Origin of the sequence: Streptomyces gilvosporeus, from assembly GCF_002082195.1 — a bacterium.
GTDB lineage: Bacteria > Actinomycetota > Actinomycetes > Streptomycetales > Streptomycetaceae > Streptomyces > Streptomyces gilvosporeus.
Genome location: NZ_CP020569.1, coordinates 7,193,136 through 7,210,580, shown reverse-complemented (window position 1 = coordinate 7,210,580; position 17,445 = coordinate 7,193,136). Strand labels below are relative to the sequence as shown.

The 17,445-nt window shown below is 72.2% G+C and carries 12 protein-coding genes and 1 pseudogene; 3 read left to right on the top strand and 10 right to left on the bottom strand.

Annotated features, from left to right (window positions below):
• Window positions 1-94: 94 nt before the first annotated feature.
• From B1H19_RS31900 to B1H19_RS31855, 10 genes and pseudogenes are all read right to left on the bottom strand, one after another.
• Window positions 95-1,747 carry an AMP-binding protein gene (locus tag B1H19_RS31900; RefSeq protein WP_083108265.1) on the bottom strand — a complete coding sequence of 551 codons (1,653 nt, stop codon included), beginning with the start codon at window positions 1,745-1,747 and terminating at the stop codon, window positions 95-97.
• Window positions 1,748-1,855: 108 nt separating this feature from the next.
• Entirely contained in the window at window positions 1,856-3,397 is a 1,542-nt protein-coding gene (locus B1H19_RS31895) for an AMP-binding protein (RefSeq protein WP_083108263.1), read from the bottom strand.
• 112 nt (window positions 3,398-3,509) lie between these two features.
• A pseudogene (dmpI, locus tag B1H19_RS31890) lies at window positions 3,510-3,695 on the bottom strand (4-oxalocrotonate tautomerase DmpI); the annotation flags it as partial.
• 113 nt (window positions 3,696-3,808) lie between these two features.
• Entirely contained in the window at window positions 3,809-4,768 is a 960-nt protein-coding gene (locus B1H19_RS31885) for a LysR family transcriptional regulator (protein WP_083108261.1), read from the bottom strand.
• A gap of 55 nt (window positions 4,769-4,823) precedes the next feature.
• Complete coding sequence (locus B1H19_RS31880) at window positions 4,824-6,062, bottom strand: GNAT family N-acetyltransferase (protein ID WP_083110000.1); 1,239 nt, start codon at window positions 6,060-6,062, stop codon at window positions 4,824-4,826.
• A 191-nt stretch (window positions 6,063-6,253) separates the two neighbouring features.
• Window positions 6,254-7,447, bottom strand: a complete 1,194-nt coding sequence (locus tag B1H19_RS31875; protein WP_083108253.1) for an XdhC family protein — start codon at window positions 7,445-7,447, stop codon at window positions 6,254-6,256.
• 35 nt (window positions 7,448-7,482) lie between these two features.
• Complete coding sequence (locus tag B1H19_RS31870; RefSeq protein WP_083108251.1) at window positions 7,483-8,943, bottom strand: NCS2 family permease; 1,461 nt, start codon at window positions 8,941-8,943, stop codon at window positions 7,483-7,485.
• A 273-nt stretch (window positions 8,944-9,216) separates the two neighbouring features.
• On the bottom strand, window positions 9,217-11,604 hold the full coding sequence (locus B1H19_RS31865; RefSeq protein WP_083108249.1) for a xanthine dehydrogenase family protein molybdopterin-binding subunit: 2,388 nt from the start codon (window positions 11,602-11,604) through the stop codon (window positions 9,217-9,219).
• A 2-nt stretch (window positions 11,605-11,606) separates the two neighbouring features.
• Window positions 11,607-12,206, bottom strand: coding sequence for a (2Fe-2S)-binding protein (locus B1H19_RS31860; RefSeq protein WP_083108248.1), 600 nt, complete (start codon window positions 12,204-12,206; stop codon window positions 11,607-11,609).
• The gene (locus B1H19_RS31855) at window positions 12,197-13,087 is read right to left on the bottom strand and encodes an FAD binding domain-containing protein (protein WP_083108246.1); all 891 of its coding nucleotides are present in this window, start codon (window positions 13,085-13,087) and stop codon (window positions 12,197-12,199) included. The genes B1H19_RS31860 and B1H19_RS31855 overlap by 10 nt, the downstream gene beginning before the upstream one ends.
• A gap of 281 nt (window positions 13,088-13,368) precedes the next feature.
• On the opposite strand from B1H19_RS31855, the gene B1H19_RS31850 reads away from it, so the two are divergent.
• From B1H19_RS31850 to B1H19_RS31840, 3 genes are all read left to right on the top strand, one after another.
• Window positions 13,369-15,033, top strand: a complete 1,665-nt coding sequence (locus B1H19_RS31850) for a PucR family transcriptional regulator (RefSeq protein ID WP_083108244.1) — start codon at window positions 13,369-13,371, stop codon at window positions 15,031-15,033.
• Between the two features lie 304 nt (window positions 15,034-15,337).
• Window positions 15,338-16,180, top strand: a complete 843-nt coding sequence (locus B1H19_RS31845) for a hypothetical protein (RefSeq protein ID WP_237289629.1) — start codon at window positions 15,338-15,340, stop codon at window positions 16,178-16,180.
• A 370-nt stretch (window positions 16,181-16,550) separates the two neighbouring features.
• Complete coding sequence (locus B1H19_RS31840) at window positions 16,551-17,426, top strand: hypothetical protein (RefSeq protein WP_237289628.1); 876 nt, start codon at window positions 16,551-16,553, stop codon at window positions 17,424-17,426.
• The last annotated feature ends 19 nt before the right edge of the window (window positions 17,427-17,445 follow it).

Genomic DNA, 17,445 nt, shown 5'->3' with positions numbered 1-17,445 from the left:
GGCCTGAATCCTGTCATGATCGCGCCGTCCGCACCCTATGGGGGTACGCGCCGCACCCGTTCCCCGTGCGAACGAAACAAGCCAGCCGGGCCGGCTAGCGCACCGCCCCCGACCCCTTCGCCCCCGACCCCTTCGCCAGCCGCTCCCGCAGCTCCACCTTGCGAACCTTGCCGCTGACCGTCATCGGGAACTCCTCGACGATCTCCAGATAGCGCGGCACCTTGTAGTGCGCCAGGCGGGAGCGGCAGTAGCGGGCCAACTCGTCGCGGGTGAGGGGGTTTTCGGGGTCGCGCAGGATGACGCAGGCGGCGATCTCCTCGCCGTACTTCTCGTCGGGTACGCCGACGACCTGGACGTCGGCGATCTTGGGGTGGGAGTAGAGGAACTCCTCGATCTCCCGCGGATACACGTTCTCCCCGCCCCGGATGATCATGTCCTTGATACGGCCGACGATCCGTACGTACCCGTCGTCGTTCATCACCGCGAGATCGCCGGTGTGCATCCAGCGGGCGGCGTCGATGACCTCGGCGGTGCGCTCGGGCTCCTCCCAGTAGCCGAGCATCACGCTGTAGCCGCGGGTGCACAGTTCGCCGGGCGTGCCGCGCGGCACGGTCACCCCGTCCGCCGGGTCGACGACCTTGACCTCGATGTGCGGCAGCACCCGGCCGACGGTCGCGGTGCGGTGTTCCAGGTCGTCGTCCCGGCGGGTCTGGGTGGAGACCGGCGAGGTCTCGGTCATCCCGTAGCAGATGGACACCTCGGCCATGTGCATCTCGGCGACCACCCGCTTCATCACCTCCTCGGGGCACGGCGAGCCCGCCATGATGCCCGTACGGAGCGAGGAGAGGTCGTAGGCGGCGAAGTCGGGGTGGTTGAGCTCGGCGATGAACATGGTCGGTACGCCGTAGAGGGAGGTGCAGCGCTCGTCCTGCACCGCCCGCAGGGTGGCGGCGGCGTCGAAGGACGGGCCGGGGATGACGATGCAGGCTCCGTGGGAGGTGGCGCCCAGGTTGCCCATCACCATGCCGAAGCAGTGGTAGAAGGGGACGGGAAGACAGACCCGGTCCTGTTCCGTGTAGCCGATCGTCTCGCCCACCCAGTAGCCGTTGTTGAGGATGTTGTGGTGGGAGAGGGTGGCGCCCTTGGGGAAGCCGGTGGTGCCGGAGGTGTACTGGATGTTGACGGGGTCGTCCGCGGTCAGCGTCTTCTCGCAGGCGGCGAGCCGGGCGGCCGGGACGGTGGCGCCCGCGGCCAGGAGGCCGCCCCAGGAGGCCGCCTCGCCGATGTAGACCACCTCGCGCAGCGCCGGGCACTCGCCCCGCACCTGCTCGACCATCCGGCGGTAGTCGCTGGTCTTGTGCTGCACGGCCGAGACCAGCACGCCGATCCCGGCCTGGCGCAGCACATACGCCAACTCGTGTACGCGATAGGCCGGGTTGACGTTGACGAGGATGGCGCCGATCCGCGCGGTCGCGTACTGGACCAGCACCCACTCGGCGCAGTTGGGCGACCAGATGCCGACCCGGTCGCCCTTGCCGACCCCCTTGGCGAGCAGCCCGAGCGCCACCTCGTCGACCGCGCGGCCCAGCTCCCGGTACGTCCAGCGGCGGCCCGTCGCCGCCTCGACCAGCGCCTCGCGGGCGCCGAAGCGGTCGATGCTGCGGGTCAGATCGGATCCGATGGTGTGCCCCAGCAGCGGCCGCCCGGCCGCTCCGCTGGTGTACGACAGCTCCTGCTCACCGCTCATCGGTGGCTCTCCTCGCGGTAGTCGGCCTGGGCGGTTCGACGAACCAGGGGTCAGATCCTGCCACGGGCGACCGGCCGTACTCCTCGTCGCCGCCGGAGCCCGCGGCCCTCAGTTGACTCCCCGGTCCAAGCCCGACCAATACGGCCGACGGAGCTTGAACTTCTGGATCTTGCCGGTGGCCGTGCGGGGGATGGCGTCGCGGAACTCGACCGAGGTGGGGGCCTTGTAGCCGGCCAGGCGCTGCTTGCAGTGGGCGATGATGTCGGACTCGTCGGCGGCCGCTCCCTCGGCGAGGACGACCAGGGCCTTGATCGTCTCGCCCCACTTCTCGTGCGGTACGCCGATGACGGCGACCTCGGCGACCGCGGGGTGGCTGAAGATGGTGTCCTCCACCTCGATGGACGAGACGTTCTCGCCGCCGGTGATGATGACGTCCTTCTTCCGGTCGGAGATGGTCAGATGGCCGTCGGCGGCGTCGAGGGTGCCGCCGTCGCCGGTGTGGAACCAGCCGTCCTCCAGGACGTCCGCGGTCTCCTCGGGCTTGTCCCAGTACCCGCCGAGCACGGTGTTGGAGCGGGCCAGGACCTCGCCGTCGGCGGACACCCGCAGCTGGACGCCGAGCGCGGGCAGGCCCGCGCGGGAGAGTTTGCGGGCCCGCTCCTCGGCGGGGAGGTCCAGGTCGGCGGACCGGGTGCGGTTGAAGGTGAGCAGCGGCGAGGTCTCCGTCAGGCCGTAGATCTGGGTGAACTCCCAGCCCAGTTCCTCCTCCATGCGCTGGATGGTCTTGGTCGGCGGCGGGGCGCCGGCGCAGACGATCCGTACGCGGTCGCGGCCGGGGATCTCGCCCTCCCAGGTCGCCGCCGCATCGAGCACCATGTTCCACACGGCCGGGGCGCCGCACATGAGGGTGACGCCGTGCTCCTCGACGCGTCGCAGGATCTCCGCGCCGTCGACCTTGCGCAGCACCACCTGCTTGACGCCCAGACCGGCCATCACGTACGGCATGCCCCAGCCGTTGCAGTGGAACATCGGCAGGGTGTGCAGATAGACGTCGCGCTCCCAGACCCGGGTGTGCAGGCCGAAGGTCAGTCCGTTGACCCAGATGTTGCGGTGGGTCAGCTGCACGCCCTTGGGGCGGGCCGTGGTGCCCGACGTGTAGTTGATCGTCGCGGTGGCCTCCTCGTCCGGGTGCGACCAAGGGCGCGGCGCGGTGCCGAAGCGCATCAGCTCGGTGTCGGTCTGCTCGCCGAGGACGAAGCGGTGGCGCGCGGTGACGCCGGACAGCGCGTCGTCCAGCTCCGGGTCGACGAGGAGGACCGAGGATCCGCTCTGCCGGACCATGTAGTCGATTTCGTTGGGCTTGAGGCGGAAGTTCACCGGCACGCAGATGCGGCCGCTCATCGGCACCGCGAACAGCAGCTCCAGCAGCCGCGCGGAGTTGTGCGAGGCGACCGCCACCCGCTCACCCTCCCCGACACCGAGGGCGTCCAGCCCCGCCTGCCAGGCCCGGACGCGTTCGGCGAACCGCCCGTAGGTCGACTCGGGCACCGGCGGGGCGGGCTGGTGCGGTTCGTCGACCACGGCCGGGCCGTCGCCGAACCCCAGCTCGGCCCGGTCGAGGAAGTCCGCGATGGTCATCGGTGTCCGCATGCTGCGCTCTCCTTGATCCGGAACGATTCGTCTGAAGGGGAGTGTGGCGGTTGCGGTGACCGAGCGGGGGGCGAAGCGCCGGATTGCGTGCGCCCGGCTGGCGCGCCCCGCGCTACTTGTCGGCGGTCAGGGTCCCCGCCGCGCCCCAGCTGTCAGTGGGCACCTCGTGGATCCACACCTGCACGCTCTCGGCGGGAATGCGGTACGCGTCCACGAAGGCATCGGTGATCTGCTTGACCAGCTCCCGCTTGAGCTCGACGCTGCGCGGGCCCTGCTGGACGGTGACGACGGGCATGGGTGAACTCCTCTGTCAGCGGCGGCCGTCCGGGCTTTTCCGGGCGGCTCACCGGCGTGGGTTCAGTCCATCGCGTACGGGGCGGGGGACCAAGAAGCGATCCGTGCACGCAGCGATCACCGATCGAGATCGGTGGCCGCCGCGCAGGCGCGCAGCAGCAGTTCGACGCCGGGCTGGGGGTCGGTGCGGTGGACGGCGAGGTAGGTGGTCAGTTCCATGCCCGGGTTGCGGAAGGGGAGGTAGGCGACCCGGGGGGTGCTCAGCCGCTCGGCGTGGGCGGCGTAGACGACGGTCCACAGGGCGTCGGCCGGGCCGCAGGCGCCGATGGCGGCCAGGGTGTTGTCCAGGGTGCCGGGACGGGGGCCGGGTAGGGGGGTGAAACCGGCGTCGTGGCAGGCGGCGAGGACCAGGTCGACCAGGGGGCGGTTGGTGCGGCGTCCGGTCAGGATCAGGGGGACCTCGGCCAGGTCGGCCAGCGCGACGGTGCCGGGCGAGGAGGCGAGGGCGTGGCGGGCCGGGACGGCGGCCACCAGGGGGTCCTGCCACAGCGGGACGAAGCCGAGGGCCTCGCGACCGTCCGCGCGGCTGTCCCCGCGCGTCGTACGGGCGTGGGCGGGGCCGCCGTCGTCCGCGTCGCCCCGGACGAACGCCGCGTCCAGCGTGCCGGCCGCTACCCGCTCCAGGCGTTCGGGGGCCGGGGCGGCGACCAGTTCCACGCCGGTGTCGGGGGCGAGCCGGGCCAGGGCTTCCAGCATCCGGTCCAGGTGGACGCCCATCCCGGTGCTGGTCCCCACGCGCAGCACGCCCGCACGGGTGGCGGCCAGGCCGGTGACGACCGCGCGGGCGCGTTCCTCGGCGGCGAGCAGCGCCCTCGCCTCGGGCAGGAACCGCTCGCCCAGCGGGGTCAGCCGCACCTGGCGCGCGGACCGGTCGAACAGTTCGGCCTTCAACTCCCGTTCCAGGCGCCGGATTTGCTGGCTCACCGCGGACTGCACGATATGCAGCCGCTCCGCCGCCCGCCCGAAGTGCAGCTCCTGCGCGACCATGACGAAATACCGCACCTGCCGGAGTTCCATGCGCTCCCCCGTTCCCGCGGCCTCTACCGCGTCAACATCATCCACCCCGGCGGCCTCAGTAGTCCTCCCCGGTGAACGGCAGCCACTCCGTCTCCAGCGCCGCGTCCAGGCGGCGGGCGGCACCCGGGGTGTGCGCGGTGGCCAGGCCGTCGCGTACGAGGGGGGCCAGGCGGGTGCCGCCCAGGTAGCAGGCGGACAGGTCCCGGGCGTCGAGGGTGAGGTCGGGGGCGGCGGTGGTGGGGGTGCAGGCGGCGCCGTCGGGGCCGGCGGTGAGGTGGAAGACCCGTTCCTGGGAGGCGAGTTGGGGGTCGCGGATTTCGAGGACGAGGTCGACGGGGGCCGCCCAGGAGCGGGCGGTGAGGGCGGCCGGGACGTCGGTCAGCCGCAGCCAGAGGCTGGGCGTGGTGCCGGTGATGCGTACCTGGTCGCGGTCGGCGGCCAGCTGGAGGAGCGGGTCGTCGGCCGGGCGGGCGCCGGCCCGTACGGTGCCCGTCAGGTCGATGGAGGCGAGGTAGGACCACAGCGCGGCGGCGGCCGGTGCGCCGTCCGCCTCCAGTTCGCGCACCAGGACCGCACCGGGCGCGCCGCCGCCCTCCTCGCCGCCGCGGGTGCGGTAGACGGCGTATCCGCCGGGCTTCTCGCCGGGGGCGCCGAGCACCACGACCCGCATGGGGCCGAACCCGTCCGAGTCGGCATCGGCGGACTCCAGCCGCAGGGTCTCGAAGCGCCATCGGCGTTCGGTGCGGCGGAACCGTCCGGCCCGGCGCGTGCGGCTCTCCTCGTAGAGCGGGGTGAGCAGGGCGGGCGCCTCGGCCGGGTCCATCAGCCGCAGGGGGCGGGGGTCGGGGGCGATGCGCAGGTCCAGCGGCCGGGTGGCGTCGATCTCGATGCGGTCGGTTGCGGTGGCGGGGGCGAAGCCGTAGCGGCCGTAGATGACGCTCTCGGACGCCCAGAGGGCGGCCAGCGGCATTCCGGCGGCGGTGCAGCGGGGCCACAGGGCGTCCAGCATCGCGGTCAGCAGGCCGCGGCGCCGGTGGGTGGGGGCGACCGAGACGAAGTCCAGGGCGGCGCAGGGGAGTTCGCCGCCGGGGACGGACAACTGGTGGTGGTGCGCGGCGGCCAGGCCGACCAGCCGGCCGTCTTCGTAGGCGCCGACGCGTATGCAGCGCGCGAGCAGTTCGCGGTGGTAGTCGCGGGTCGGGGCCGCGGGGGCGAGGTGGTGGACCAGGTGGACCAGGTCGAGGGCCTGGTCGAGATGGTCCTCGGGGATGTCCCGGATATCGGTCGTCGTGATCACCCGGGGACGCTAACTCGGGCCTGCCGGGGTCGCATCCCCATTTCCGGGACCGGTTGCGGGCTGGTTGCGGGCCGGTTGCGGGCCGCTTCCCGGAAACCCGTCCGGGCGCGGCATCCCCCACGGATGCCGCGCCCGCCTTCGGGACGGGCGGCGTCAGGGCCGCCGGTCCCGGGCCCTGGGGCCCGCCGTCAGGCCACCGAACCGATCTGGCCCACCGGGCGGGTCACGTCGTGGTGGATGGGGGTGTGGGCGCCCGTCAGCGGGGTGCCGGTGCCGCCGCGGCGGTTGGCGACGATTTCCGCGGCGATGGACAGGGCGGTCTCCTCGGGGGTGCGGGCGCCGAGGTCGAGACCGATCGGGGAGCGCAGCCGGTTGAGTTCGAGCTCGGTGACGCCGACCTCGCGCAGCCGCTGCTGGCGGTCGAGGTGGGTGCGGCGCGAGCCCATGGCGCCGACGTAGGCGACCGGGAGCTTGAGGGCGCGCTCCAGCAGGGGGACGTCGAACTTGGCGTCGTGGGTCAGCACGCACAGGACGGTGCGCCCGTCCAGCTCCTGGGAGTCGAGGTAGCGGTGCGGCCAGTCCACGACGATCTCGTCGGCGTCGGGGAAGCGGGTTCTGGTGGCGAAGACGGGGCGGGCGTCGCACACGGTGACGCGGTAGCCCAGGAACTTGCCGACCCTCACCAGCGCGGACGCGAAGTCGATGGCGCCGAAGACGATCATGCGGGGAGCGGGTACGGAGGATTCGACGAGGAGGACGACCGGGCGGCCGCACTGGGAGCCCTCGGCCCCGATCTCCAGCGTCGTGGTGCGCCCCGCGTCCAGCAGGGCGCGGGTCTCCTCGACCGCCGTGCGGTCCAGGGCGGGGTGCCCGCCCAGGGTGCCGGTGTGGCTGCCGTCGGGGCGGACGAGCAGGGCGCGGCCGACCAGTTCGGCCGGGCCCTCGATGATCCGCGCGACCGCCGCCGCCTCTCCTTGGGCGGCGGCGGCCAGCGCGGCGGCGAGCGTTTCGGCAGTGCTGTCCACCGGGGTGCCCGTGGACCCACTGTCGGCTGCGGGTCCACGGCCGCTCGCCCGTACCGGGGTGATGAGGATGTCGATGATGCCGCCGCAGGTCAGGCCCACGGCGAAGGCGTCCTCATCGCTGTAGCCGAAGCGTTCGAGGACCGGTTTTCCGGTCTCCAGCGCCTCCTGGCACAGTTCGTAGACGGCCCCCTCCACGCATCCGCCGGAGACCGACCCGATCGCCGTACCGTCGGTGTCGACGGCGAGGGCGGCTCCGGGCTGACGGGGGGCGCTCCCGTTGGTGGCCACGACCGTGGCCACCGCGAAGTCGCGGCCCTGCCCGACCCACCGGTGCAGCTCTTCGGCGATGTCCAGCATGTCGGTCTCCTTACGGATGGGGAGAGGGCGGGCGGTTATTTGACGCCCAGCCACTGCTCGATCGGATGGAGCGAGAAGTAGACGAGGAAGATGCCGGTCAGCACCCACATGAACGGGCCGATCTCGCGCCACTTGCCCTGGGCCGCCTTGATGGCGGTGTAGGCGATGACTCCGGCGCCGACGCCGGTGGTGATCTGGTACGTGAACGGCATCAGGCCCACGGTCAGGAAGACCGGGATGGACACGGAGCGGTCGCTCCAGTCCACGTGGGCGGCGGCGCTCATCATCATCGAGCCGATGACGACCAGGGCGGCCGCGGCCACCTGGGCCGGGACGAGCTGGGTGAGCGGGGTGAAGAACAGGCAGGCCGCGAAGAACAGGCCGGTGACCACCGACGACAGGCCCGTACGGGCTCCCTCGCCGACGCCGCTCGCCGACTCGATGAACACGGTCTGCCCGGAGGCGCCGGTCAGACCGCCGATCGCGCCGCCGGCGCCGTCGACGAACAGGGCCTTGGACAGGCCCGGCATCCGGCCCTTGTCGTCGGCCAGCTTGGCCTCGGTGCCGACGCCGATGATGGTGGCCATCGCGTCGAAGAAGCCGGCCAGCACCAGCGTGAAGACGATCATGCCGACGCTGAGCGCGCCGACCTTGTCCCAGCCGCCGAACTGGACATGGCCGAAGAGGCCGAAGTCGGGCATCGAGACGGCGCTGCCGTGCAGGGCGGGCGGGGCGCCGCCCCAGTCCTTGTCGGTCAGCCCGCCGAACTTGGTGGCGGCGATGGACACGACCGTGCCGGCGATGATTCCGATCAGGATGGCGCCGGGCACCTTGCGGGCCTGCAGCACGAAGATCAGCAGCAGGGTGAAACAGAAGAACAGAACGGGCCAGCCGGAGAGTTCACCGGTGAGTCCCAGGGTCACCGGCGTGCCCTTGCCCGGGGCCACGAAACCGGCCTTCACCAGGCCGATCAGGGCGACGAACATACCGATGCCCATGGTGATGGCGTGCTTGAGCGGCAGCGGGATGGCGTTCATGACCATCTCGCGCAGACCGGTGACCACCAGCAGGCAGATCACCACGCCGTACATGACGCACATGCCCATGGCCTGCGGCCACGTCATGTTGGGGACCACCTGGGTGGTCAGGGCCGCCGAGACGTTGAGTCCGGCCGCCAGGGCCAGCGGCACCTTGCCGATGAAGCCCATCAGCAGGGTGCAGAGCGCAGCGCCGAACGCGGTGGCGGTAACCAGTGCGGGCTGGGCGAGCGTGTGGTGCTTGACGTCCTGAACCGACCCCAGGATCACGGGGTTGAGCAGCAGGATGTAGCACATTGCCATGAAGGTGGTGATGCCTCCGCGCAGTTCTCGCGGGATGCTCGACCCTCGGTCGGAGATGTGGAAGTACCGGTCGAGCCAAGAACGGCCGGCGGGCTGACGCGAGCCCTCGCCCGCGTCTTCCGCCACCGTCTGTGGCTCGGTGGACTGCTGGGTCATGGTGCCTGACTCCCAAGGTTCACAGGGGCACCCGCATCGACTGCGGGATTTGGGACGGAACTTCGGCTGCACGACCCGGGGGACGGCCCGAGACGAACGTGGGGGTGCCGACCCGGCTTGGGGAGTGCCGGGCAGCGACTGCGTGGTGCGGAGTGGAACAGGTGGTGCGGGTGGTGCGGTGGAACCGGGCGGTACGCGGAGGAGGACGGACAGGGACACCCCTAGGCGCGTACCGCCCGGAACCGGTTGTCCGGGGACTGGGCCCCGGACGGCTCAGGTGCCGGTGAGATGCTCGGGTCGTACCGGCGTCTTGTTGAGCTCCAGCCCGGTCGCATTCCGGATCGCCGCGAGGACGGCCGGAGTGGACGACAGGGTCGGGGCCTCGCCGATGCCGCGCAGCCCGTAGGGGGCGTGCTCGTCGGCGAGTTCGAGCACATCGACCGGGATGGTCGGGGTGTCGAGGATCGTGGGGATGAGGTAGTCCGTGAAGGAGGGGTTGCGCACCTTCGCGGTCTTCGGGTCGACGATGATCTCCTCCATGACCGCCACGCCCAGGCCCTGGGTGGTACCACCCTGGATCTGGCCGACGACGGACAGCGGGTTGAGCGCCTTGCCGACGTCCTGGGCGACGGCCAGCTCGATGACCTTGACCAGGCCGAGCTCGGTGTCCACCTCCACGACCGCGCGGTGCGCCGCGAAGGAGTACTGGACGTGGCCGAAGCCCTGGCCGGTCTTCAGGTCGAACGGCTCGGTGGGCCGGTGCCGGAACTCCAGCTCCAGGTCGACCGCCTCGCCTTCGAGGACCTCCGCGATGTCCGCGAGGACCTCGCCGCCGTCGGTGACGACCTTGCCGCCCTCCAGCAGCAGTTCGGCAGTGGCCCACGCGGGGTGGTACGTACCGAACTTGCGGCGGCCGATCTCCAGGACCTTCTCCCGGACGTTCTCGCAGGTGTTCTTCACCGCGCCGCCGGTCATGTAGGTCTGCCGGGAGGCGGAGGTGGAGCCGGCGGAGCCGACCTGGGTGTCGGCGGGGTGGATGGTGACCTGCTCGACGCCCAGTTCGGTACGGGCGATCTGGGCGTGGACGGTGACGCCGCCCTGGCCGACCTCCGCCATCGCGGTGTGGACGGTGGCGACGGCCTCGCCGCCGACGACCTCCATGCGCACCCGGGCGGTGGAATAGTCGTCGAAGCCCTCGGAGAAGCCGACGTTCTTGATGCCGACGGCGTAGCCGATACCGCGGACGACGCCCTCGCCATGGGTGGTGTTGGACAGGCCGCCGGGCAGGGCACGCACATCGGCGCTCTCGCCGGCCGCCAGCCACTGCTGCTCGGGGGGAAGCGGCATCGCCTTGATGCGCCGGAGCAGTTCGGCGACCGGGGCCGGCGAGTCGACGGGCTGGCCGGTGGGCATGATCGTGCCCTGTTCCATGGCGTTGAGCTGCCGGAACTCGACCGGGTCCATGCCCAGCTTCTTGGCGAGCTTGTCCATCTGCGCCTCGTAGGCGAAGCACGCCTGGACCGCGCCGAAGCCGCGCATCGCGCCGCAGGGCGGGTTGTTGGAGTACAGCGCGATGGCCTCGATCTCGACGTCGTCGACGACGTAGGGGCCGACGCTCAGCGAGGAGGCGTTGCCGACGACGGCCGGGGAGGCCGACGCGTAGGCGCCGCCGTCCAGCACGATGCGGCACTTCATGTGCGTGAGCTTGCCGTCCTTGGTGGCGCCGTGCTCGTACCAGAGCTTCGCCGGGTGTCGGTGGACGTGCCCGAAGAAGGACTCGAACCGGTTGTAGACGATCTTGACGGGCTTGCCGGTGCGCAGCGCCAGGAGGCAGGCGTGGATCTGCATCGACAGGTCCTCGCGGCCGCCGAACGCGCCGCCGACGCCGGAGAGCGTCATCCGCACCTTCTCCTCGGGCAGGCCGAGGACGGGGGCGATCTGGCGCAGGTCGGAGTGCAGCCACTGGGTGGCGACGTACAGGTCGACGCCGCCGTCCTCGCCGGGCACCGCGAGGCCGGACTCCGGGCCGAGGAAGGCCTGGTCCTGCATGCCGAAGACATACTCGCCGGAGACGATGACATCGGCCTTCTTGGCGGCCTCGTCGGCGTTGCCGCGGATGATCGGCTGGCGGTGGACGATGTTGGGGTGCGGGACGTGGCCCGAGTGGTGGTCGTCGCGGCCCTCGTGGATCAGCGGCGCGCCCTCGGCGATCGCGGACGCCTCGTCGGTGACGACGGGGAGTTCCTTGTACTCGATCTTGATCTTCGCGGCGGCGCGGCGCGCGGTCTCCGGGTGGTCGGCCGCGACCAGGGCGACCGGTTCGCCGTGGTGGCGTACCTTGCCGTGCGCGAGAACCGGCGTGTCCTGGATCTCCAGGCCGTAGTTCTTCACGTCGGTGGGCAGGTCGTCGTAGGTCAGCACGGCGTAGACACCGGACTGGGCCAGCGCCTCGGAGGTGTCGATGGAGACGATCTCGGCGTGCGCGACGGTCGAGCGGAGCGTGAAGCCCCACAGCATGTCCTCGTGCCACATGTCCGAGGAATAGGCGAACTCACCGGTCACCTTGAGGGTGCCGTCGGGGCGGAGCGTGGAGGCGCCGATACCGGCGTCCGTCTTGCCGCCCTGGGTGAGGTTGGTGGGTGTGCGGGTGGCACCAGCCATGGTCAGGCCCCCTGTCCGACGGTCCGGTTCTCGCCGCGGGCGGCCGCCAGCCGGACCGCGTCGAGGATCTTCTCGTAGCCCGTGCAGCGGCACAGGTTGCCCGACAGCGCCTCGCGGATGTCGGCGTCCGACGGGGAGTCGTTGCGCTCCAGCAGCTCGTCGGCGGCGACCAGCAGACCCGGGGTGCAGAACCCGCACTGGACGGCGCCGGCGTCGATGAACGCCTGCTGGATCGGGGAGAGATCGGTGTTCTCACCGGTCTGCGAGTCGGCCGGCTTCGACTGCCACTGCTGGGCTTCCTGGAGGCTCGTACCGCAGGCCCCGGACGCACAACCGCCCTTCTCGGCGCGCTGCTTGGCGAAGTCCGCCAGACCCTCGACGGTCACCACCTCGCGGCCCTCGACCTGGCCCGCGGCCACCAGGCAGGAACAGACCGGGATACCGTCCAGGCGAACCGTGCAGGAGCCGCATTCGCCCTGCTCGCAGGCGTTCTTGGAGCCCGGCAGGCCCATCCGCTCGCGCAGGACGTACAGCAGGCTCTCGCCTTCCCAGACGTCGTCGGCCTCCTGCTTGCGGCCGTTGACGGTGAATGTCACGCGCACTGTGCGCTCCTCTCGTTGCCGCGGTAGGACTCCCAGGTCCAGCCGAGGGTGCGGCGCGCCATGATCCCGACCGCGTGGCGGCGGTACTTGGCGCTGCCGCGCACATCGTCGATGGGGTTGCAGGCGCCGGAGGCGAGCTGCGCGAACTGCTTGGCGACGGACGGCGGGATCGGGGCGCCCGACTCCCAGAAGCCGCCCTCCTCCAGGGCCGCGGCGAGGAAGACCTCGGCCTCCTTGGCGCGTACCGGCGTGGGCGCGGCCGAGCCGATGCCGGTGCGGACCGTACGCGTCTCGGGGTGCAGCGCGATACCGAAGGCGCAGACCGCGATGACCATGGCGTTGCGGGTGCCGACCTTGGAGAACTGCTGGGGGCCGTCGGCCTTGGGCAGATGCACCGAGCGGATCAGCTCGTCGGGCTGCAGGGCGTTGCGCTTGACGCCGAGGTAGAACTCGTCGATCGGGATCATGCGGACGCCGCGGGCGGCGGACTCGACCTCGACCTCGCAGCCGGAGGCGAGCAGCGCGGGGTGCGCGTCGCCGGCCGGGGAGGCGCAGCCCAGGTTGCCGCCGACGCCGCCGCGGTTGCGGATCTGCGGGGAGGCCACGGTGTGCGACGCCAGCGCCAGGCCCGGGAGTTCGCCCCGCAGGTTCTCCATGATCCTGGTGTAGGACACGGAGGCGCCCAGCCGTACGGTCTTCTCTCCGACCTCCCACTCGCTCAGGTCACCGATGCGGTTCAGGTCGAGCAGGTACTCGGGGCGGCGGTGGTCGAAGTTGATCTCGACCATCACGTCCGTGCCGCCCGCGATGGGCACAGCGGTGGGGTGCTCGGCCTTAGCGGCGAGCGCCTCCTCCCAGCTGGCGGGGCGAAGGAAGTCCATGGGTGGCCTCTTCTACGAAATCGGGTCATGCGCTGCTGACGGTCGGGGCCGGGATCCGCGGTGCGGACCGGGGTCCGTGGTTCCATCGAGCCTGTTCATGTCTTGTTAACGCGGTTGGAAGTAGTGAACGCGCAGGGCACCCACCCGGTGCAGTCACCGAAACCATGAAGCGGTTGGCTGGCCAAGCCACCCGTCTTGTAGATTCGAACGAAAGACGAGGCTCTGAAACCTCGCGGCATTCCACCGGCCACACAAGACAGCAAAGAACGGCGGGCGAGGTCATGCGGCTCCGCGCACTCCTGGAAACCGACACTCTGGGCCTACGGCTGCTCGGAGGGGAGGACGAGCTGGACCGCACGGTACGGGGTGTGATGACCACCGACCTGCGCGACCCCAGCAGATATCTCTCCGGCGGCGAACTGGTCCTGACCGGCCTGGCCTGGCGCCGTGACCCGGAGGACTCCGAGCGGTTCGTACGGATCCTGGCCTCCGCCGGGGTCGCCGGTCTGGCCGCCGGCGAAGCCGAACTCGGGGCGGTCCCCGACGACCTGGTGGCGGCCTGTACGCGGCACCGGCTGCCGCTGTTCTCGGTCGTCGAGGACGTCTCGTTCGCCTCCATCACCGAGTACGTCGTCCGGCAGGTCTCCAGCGAGCGGGCCGGCGACCTGGCCGCCGTGGTGGACCGGCACCGGCGGCTGATGACGTCCGGGCCCGCGGGCGGCGGCCCGGAGGTCGTCCTGGACCTGCTGGGCTCGGATCTCGATCTGCGAGCGTGGGTGCTCTCCCCCACCGGCCGCCAGATCGCCGGATCGACGCTGGCGGACTCCGGCCCGCAGCTGCCCGCCGAGCTCGGCGCCCGGCTCGCCGGGGAGCATCTGGCGGCCTCCCGCAGCGGCCGCCGCGGCCCCCACCGCGTCACCCTCGCAGGGGCCACCTACTCGCTCTTCCCGATCCGCTCCGACGGCCGTGACCTGCGCGAAACGGTGCTCTCCGACTGGCTGCTGGCCGTCGAGGCGGACGCCGGCGACTGGTCCGAGGAGCGTCTGGACCTGCTCAACGGCGTCACCCAGCTGATCGCCGTGGAGCGCGACCGGCGCGATGCGGCGCGCACGGTGCGCCGGCGGCTCGCCCAGGAGGTGCTCGAACTCGTCCAGACCGGCGCCCCGCCCGCCGAGATCGCCGCCCGGCTGCGGGTGGCCGCCCCGGTGCTGCTGCCGGGTCTGGGTGCCGCCCCGCACTGGCAGATCGTGGTGGCCCGGGTCGAGTGGGAGCGCGGCGAGGTCCCCGGCGGGCCGGTGGCCCAGACGCTGCTGGAGGAGGTGCTGGTCGATCCGGGGGCGTTCGGGCCCGAACCGTCGGACCGGATCGCGGTGGCCCACACCGGCGACGAGGCGGTGGCGCTGGTGCCGCTGCCGGCCATCCCGGACGAGTCCGGCGAGGCCACGGCCACCGGGCTGCACGCCGACGCCCTGCTCGCCGTCGTCCAGGAGCCGCTCGGCCGGGGCCTGGACGCCGACGGCCGGCTCACCATCGGCGTCAGCGCCTCGGTGCACTCCGCCGAGGGGCTGCGCGGCGCCCTGGAGGAGGCCCGGCACGCCCGCCGGGTGGCCGCCGCCCGCAACGGCCGGGTGTGCGCCGCCGGTCACGAGGAGCTGGCCTCCCACGTCCTGCTGCTGCCGTTCGTCCCGGACGACGTCCGCCGCGCCTTCACCGCCCGCCTGCTGGATCCGCTGCGCGACTACGACCGCCGGCACCGCGCCGAGCTGATCCCCACCCTGGAGGCGTTCCTGGACTGCGACGGCTCCTGGACCCGCTGCGCCACCCGCCTGCACCTGCACGTCAATACGCTGCGCTACCGGGTCGGCCGGATCGAGCAGCTCACCGGCCGCGATCTGTCCCGCCTGGAGGACAAGCTGGACTTCTTCCTGGCCCTGCGCATGAGCTGACCGGGCGGCGTTCCCGGGCGGGGCGCCGCGGCCCGCCGCCCGGGTGAACGCACCGCGGTACGTCGCGCGGGGTACCCGATCGGGCGACATCGGCCGGGCGGCGTTCCCCCGCCCGCGACACCCCCGCTGCGCTGCGGCGCCACCGATCGGGGCCCGGTGGCGGGACCGGCCGCCCTCCCGGCGATTGTGAAAACATTCACCCACCCCCTTGGCCGGGCCACGGAATTCGTGCTGAGATGCGCCCACTGCATCCAAATTCCCGCTCAATGGTGCGCTCGGGGAGGGCAATGTGGCGGATACCGCCATGCCAGGATCCGCAGAAGCCGCGGATACCGTTACGTCCACGCAATCGACGATCCCGCCGCCCACACGGCCCGCGGTACCGGCAGCCAGGCCGGACGCGGACGACGATCCCCTCGATCGCGCGGTATGGCGGCTGCGCTCCCGCGGCTGCTGGGACGATGCCGCCGCCCTGCTGGAACCGCACGCCGCCCGGCACGCCCCGGCGGCGCTGCGCCGCGCCGCCCTCCTCGTCGAGCGCAGCATGTTCACCGCCACCGGGTGGGCCGCGGCGGAGGACGCGCTGCGCGCCGCCGAGGCGCTGGCGGGCGACGACGACGAGCGTGGCGGCGCGGCCTGCGAACGCGGCCACCTCGCGTACGCGGCAACGGTGCTGGGGGTGCGCGACCGGGCCGACGAGGCGCGCTCCGCGCTCGGCCGGGCCGCCGCCCTGCTGGACCCCGCCGCGGCCGGCCGCCCGCTGCTGGACTTCCGCCGCGGGCTGATGGCCGAGCACCTCACCGACAGCCCGGACGCGGCACGCGCCGCCTACCGCCGCGCGCACGCCGGCGCCACCGCACAGGGCGACATCCTGCTGCTGTCGTTCACCTGGCGCCATCTGGCGGGCCTCGCGCTGCGCGACGGGGAACTGGCCGAGGCCCGGCACGGCTTCGCCGAGTCACTGCGGATCCGCGAGGACCTGGGCTTCCTGGTCGGTACGGCGCCCGCGCTGGCCGCCCTGGCCGAGGCCGCCCCGGAGGAGGACGCGCCCCGGCTGCGCGCCGAGGCCGCCCGGCTGTTCCGGCTCATGGGCGGGGTGCCCACCTGGCTGGCCGATCACCTCTCGCCGGATACGGCGGCCATGTAGCCCGGCGCAGGCGCGCGGAGGACCTACGAGGGGCGAGCGGAGGACCCACGGGGGACGCTCGGACGCGCGGAGGACCTACAGGGCAGGCGCGGCGGGCCCGGCCGGACGAAGCGGACCCGCCCGTTCCCCGTCAACCCCCCGTCGTCGGCCATGCGGCCCGCCACGGCGATTGGCCGAAAACGCGCGGTGAGCGCGGCGGATCGGCCGGGGTGCGGTGGCTGTTCGCTTGTGCGAGGCTCGGACACAGGTGCCGCGCCCCCGCCTCACGCGCCCCGAGAATGGCCGCAAGTCGCAGTGCGAGGCGGCGGCGGGGCCTGAATGCTGTTCGGGGACCAGCTCCCCTTTGGCACAGCCTTTCAGGAGGCCCAACGTGGCAGCAGGAGTGTCCCCAACCACCGCCTCGACCGACTGGGGCAAGGCGGATTTCGAGGCGATCTACAACTGCCCCGATCCGCGCCGCTACTTCACCACTCTGCAACCCCTGGACTACCAGATTCCGCATCACGGACAGGCGGTCTTCCGCGCCGTGACCGAGGCCCTGCGGCGCCGCCGCAGCGACCGCCCGCCGCTCGGCGTCGTCGACCTGTGCTGCTCATACGGGGTCAACGCCGCGCTGCTCAACCATCGGCTGTCCCTGAGCGACCTCTACGGCCGCTACGCCGGGCGCGCCGCCGGCTCCCCGGCGACGGACCTGCTGGCCCAGGAGGACCGGACATTCTTCGCCAAGCGTCGACGCCCCGGTGCGGCCCGGGTGATCGGCCTCGACTCCGCGGAACACGCGGTCGACTACGCCCGCGCGGTGGGCCTGCTCGACGACGGCTTCTCCGACAACCTCGAACTCACCGACCCCGGCGAGCCGTTGCGCAAGGCGCTGGCCGACATCGACCTGATCACCGTCACCGGCGGCGTCGGCTACATCTCCGAGCGCACCTTCGCCCGGCTCCTCGACTGCGTCACCGCACCGCCGTGGATCGCCGCGTTCGTGCTCCGTACCGTCTCCTACGACGGGATCGTCTCGCTGCTGGAACGCGCGGGACTGGTGACCCAGAAACTCACCACGCGGACCTTCCGCCAGCGCCGGTTCGCCGACGGCGACGAACGGCGGGCGGTGTACAAGGCGCTGGCCGCGCGGGGGCTGTCCACCGCCGGCAAGGAAGCCGACGGCTTCTACCACGCCGATCTGTATCTCTCCCGGCCCGCCGCCGATGCCGCGGCGCTGCCACTGGAGGAACTGCTGCCCCGCTGAGCCCTCTTGCGCCGGGCCC

Bases quoted from the DNA above. Each gene is read 5' to 3' on its own strand.
- B1H19_RS31900 (WP_083108265.1), bottom strand. From the start codon at position 1,747: ATGAGCGGTGAGCAGGAGCTGTCGTACACCAGCGGAGCGGCCGGGCGG.
- B1H19_RS31895 (WP_083108263.1), bottom strand. From the start codon at position 3,397: ATGCGGACACCGATGACCATCGCGGACTTCCTCGACCGGGCCGAGCTG.
- B1H19_RS31885 (WP_083108261.1), bottom strand. From the start codon at position 4,768: ATGGAACTCCGGCAGGTGCGGTATTTCGTCATGGTCGCGCAGGAGCTG.
- B1H19_RS31875 (WP_083108253.1), bottom strand. From the start codon at position 7,447: ATGCTGGACATCGCCGAAGAGCTGCACCGGTGGGTCGGGCAGGGCCGC.
- B1H19_RS31870 (WP_083108251.1), bottom strand. From the start codon at position 8,943: ATGACCCAGCAGTCCACCGAGCCACAGACGGTGGCGGAAGACGCGGGC.
- B1H19_RS31865 (WP_083108249.1), bottom strand. From the start codon at position 11,604: ATGGCTGGTGCCACCCGCACACCCACCAACCTCACCCAGGGCGGCAAG.
- B1H19_RS31855 (WP_083108246.1), bottom strand. From the start codon at position 13,087: ATGGACTTCCTTCGCCCCGCCAGCTGGGAGGAGGCGCTCGCCGCTAAG.
- B1H19_RS31850 (WP_083108244.1), top strand. From the start codon at position 13,369: ATGCGGCTCCGCGCACTCCTGGAAACCGACACTCTGGGCCTACGGCTG.
- B1H19_RS31845 (WP_237289629.1), top strand. From the start codon at position 15,338: ATGCCAGGATCCGCAGAAGCCGCGGATACCGTTACGTCCACGCAATCG.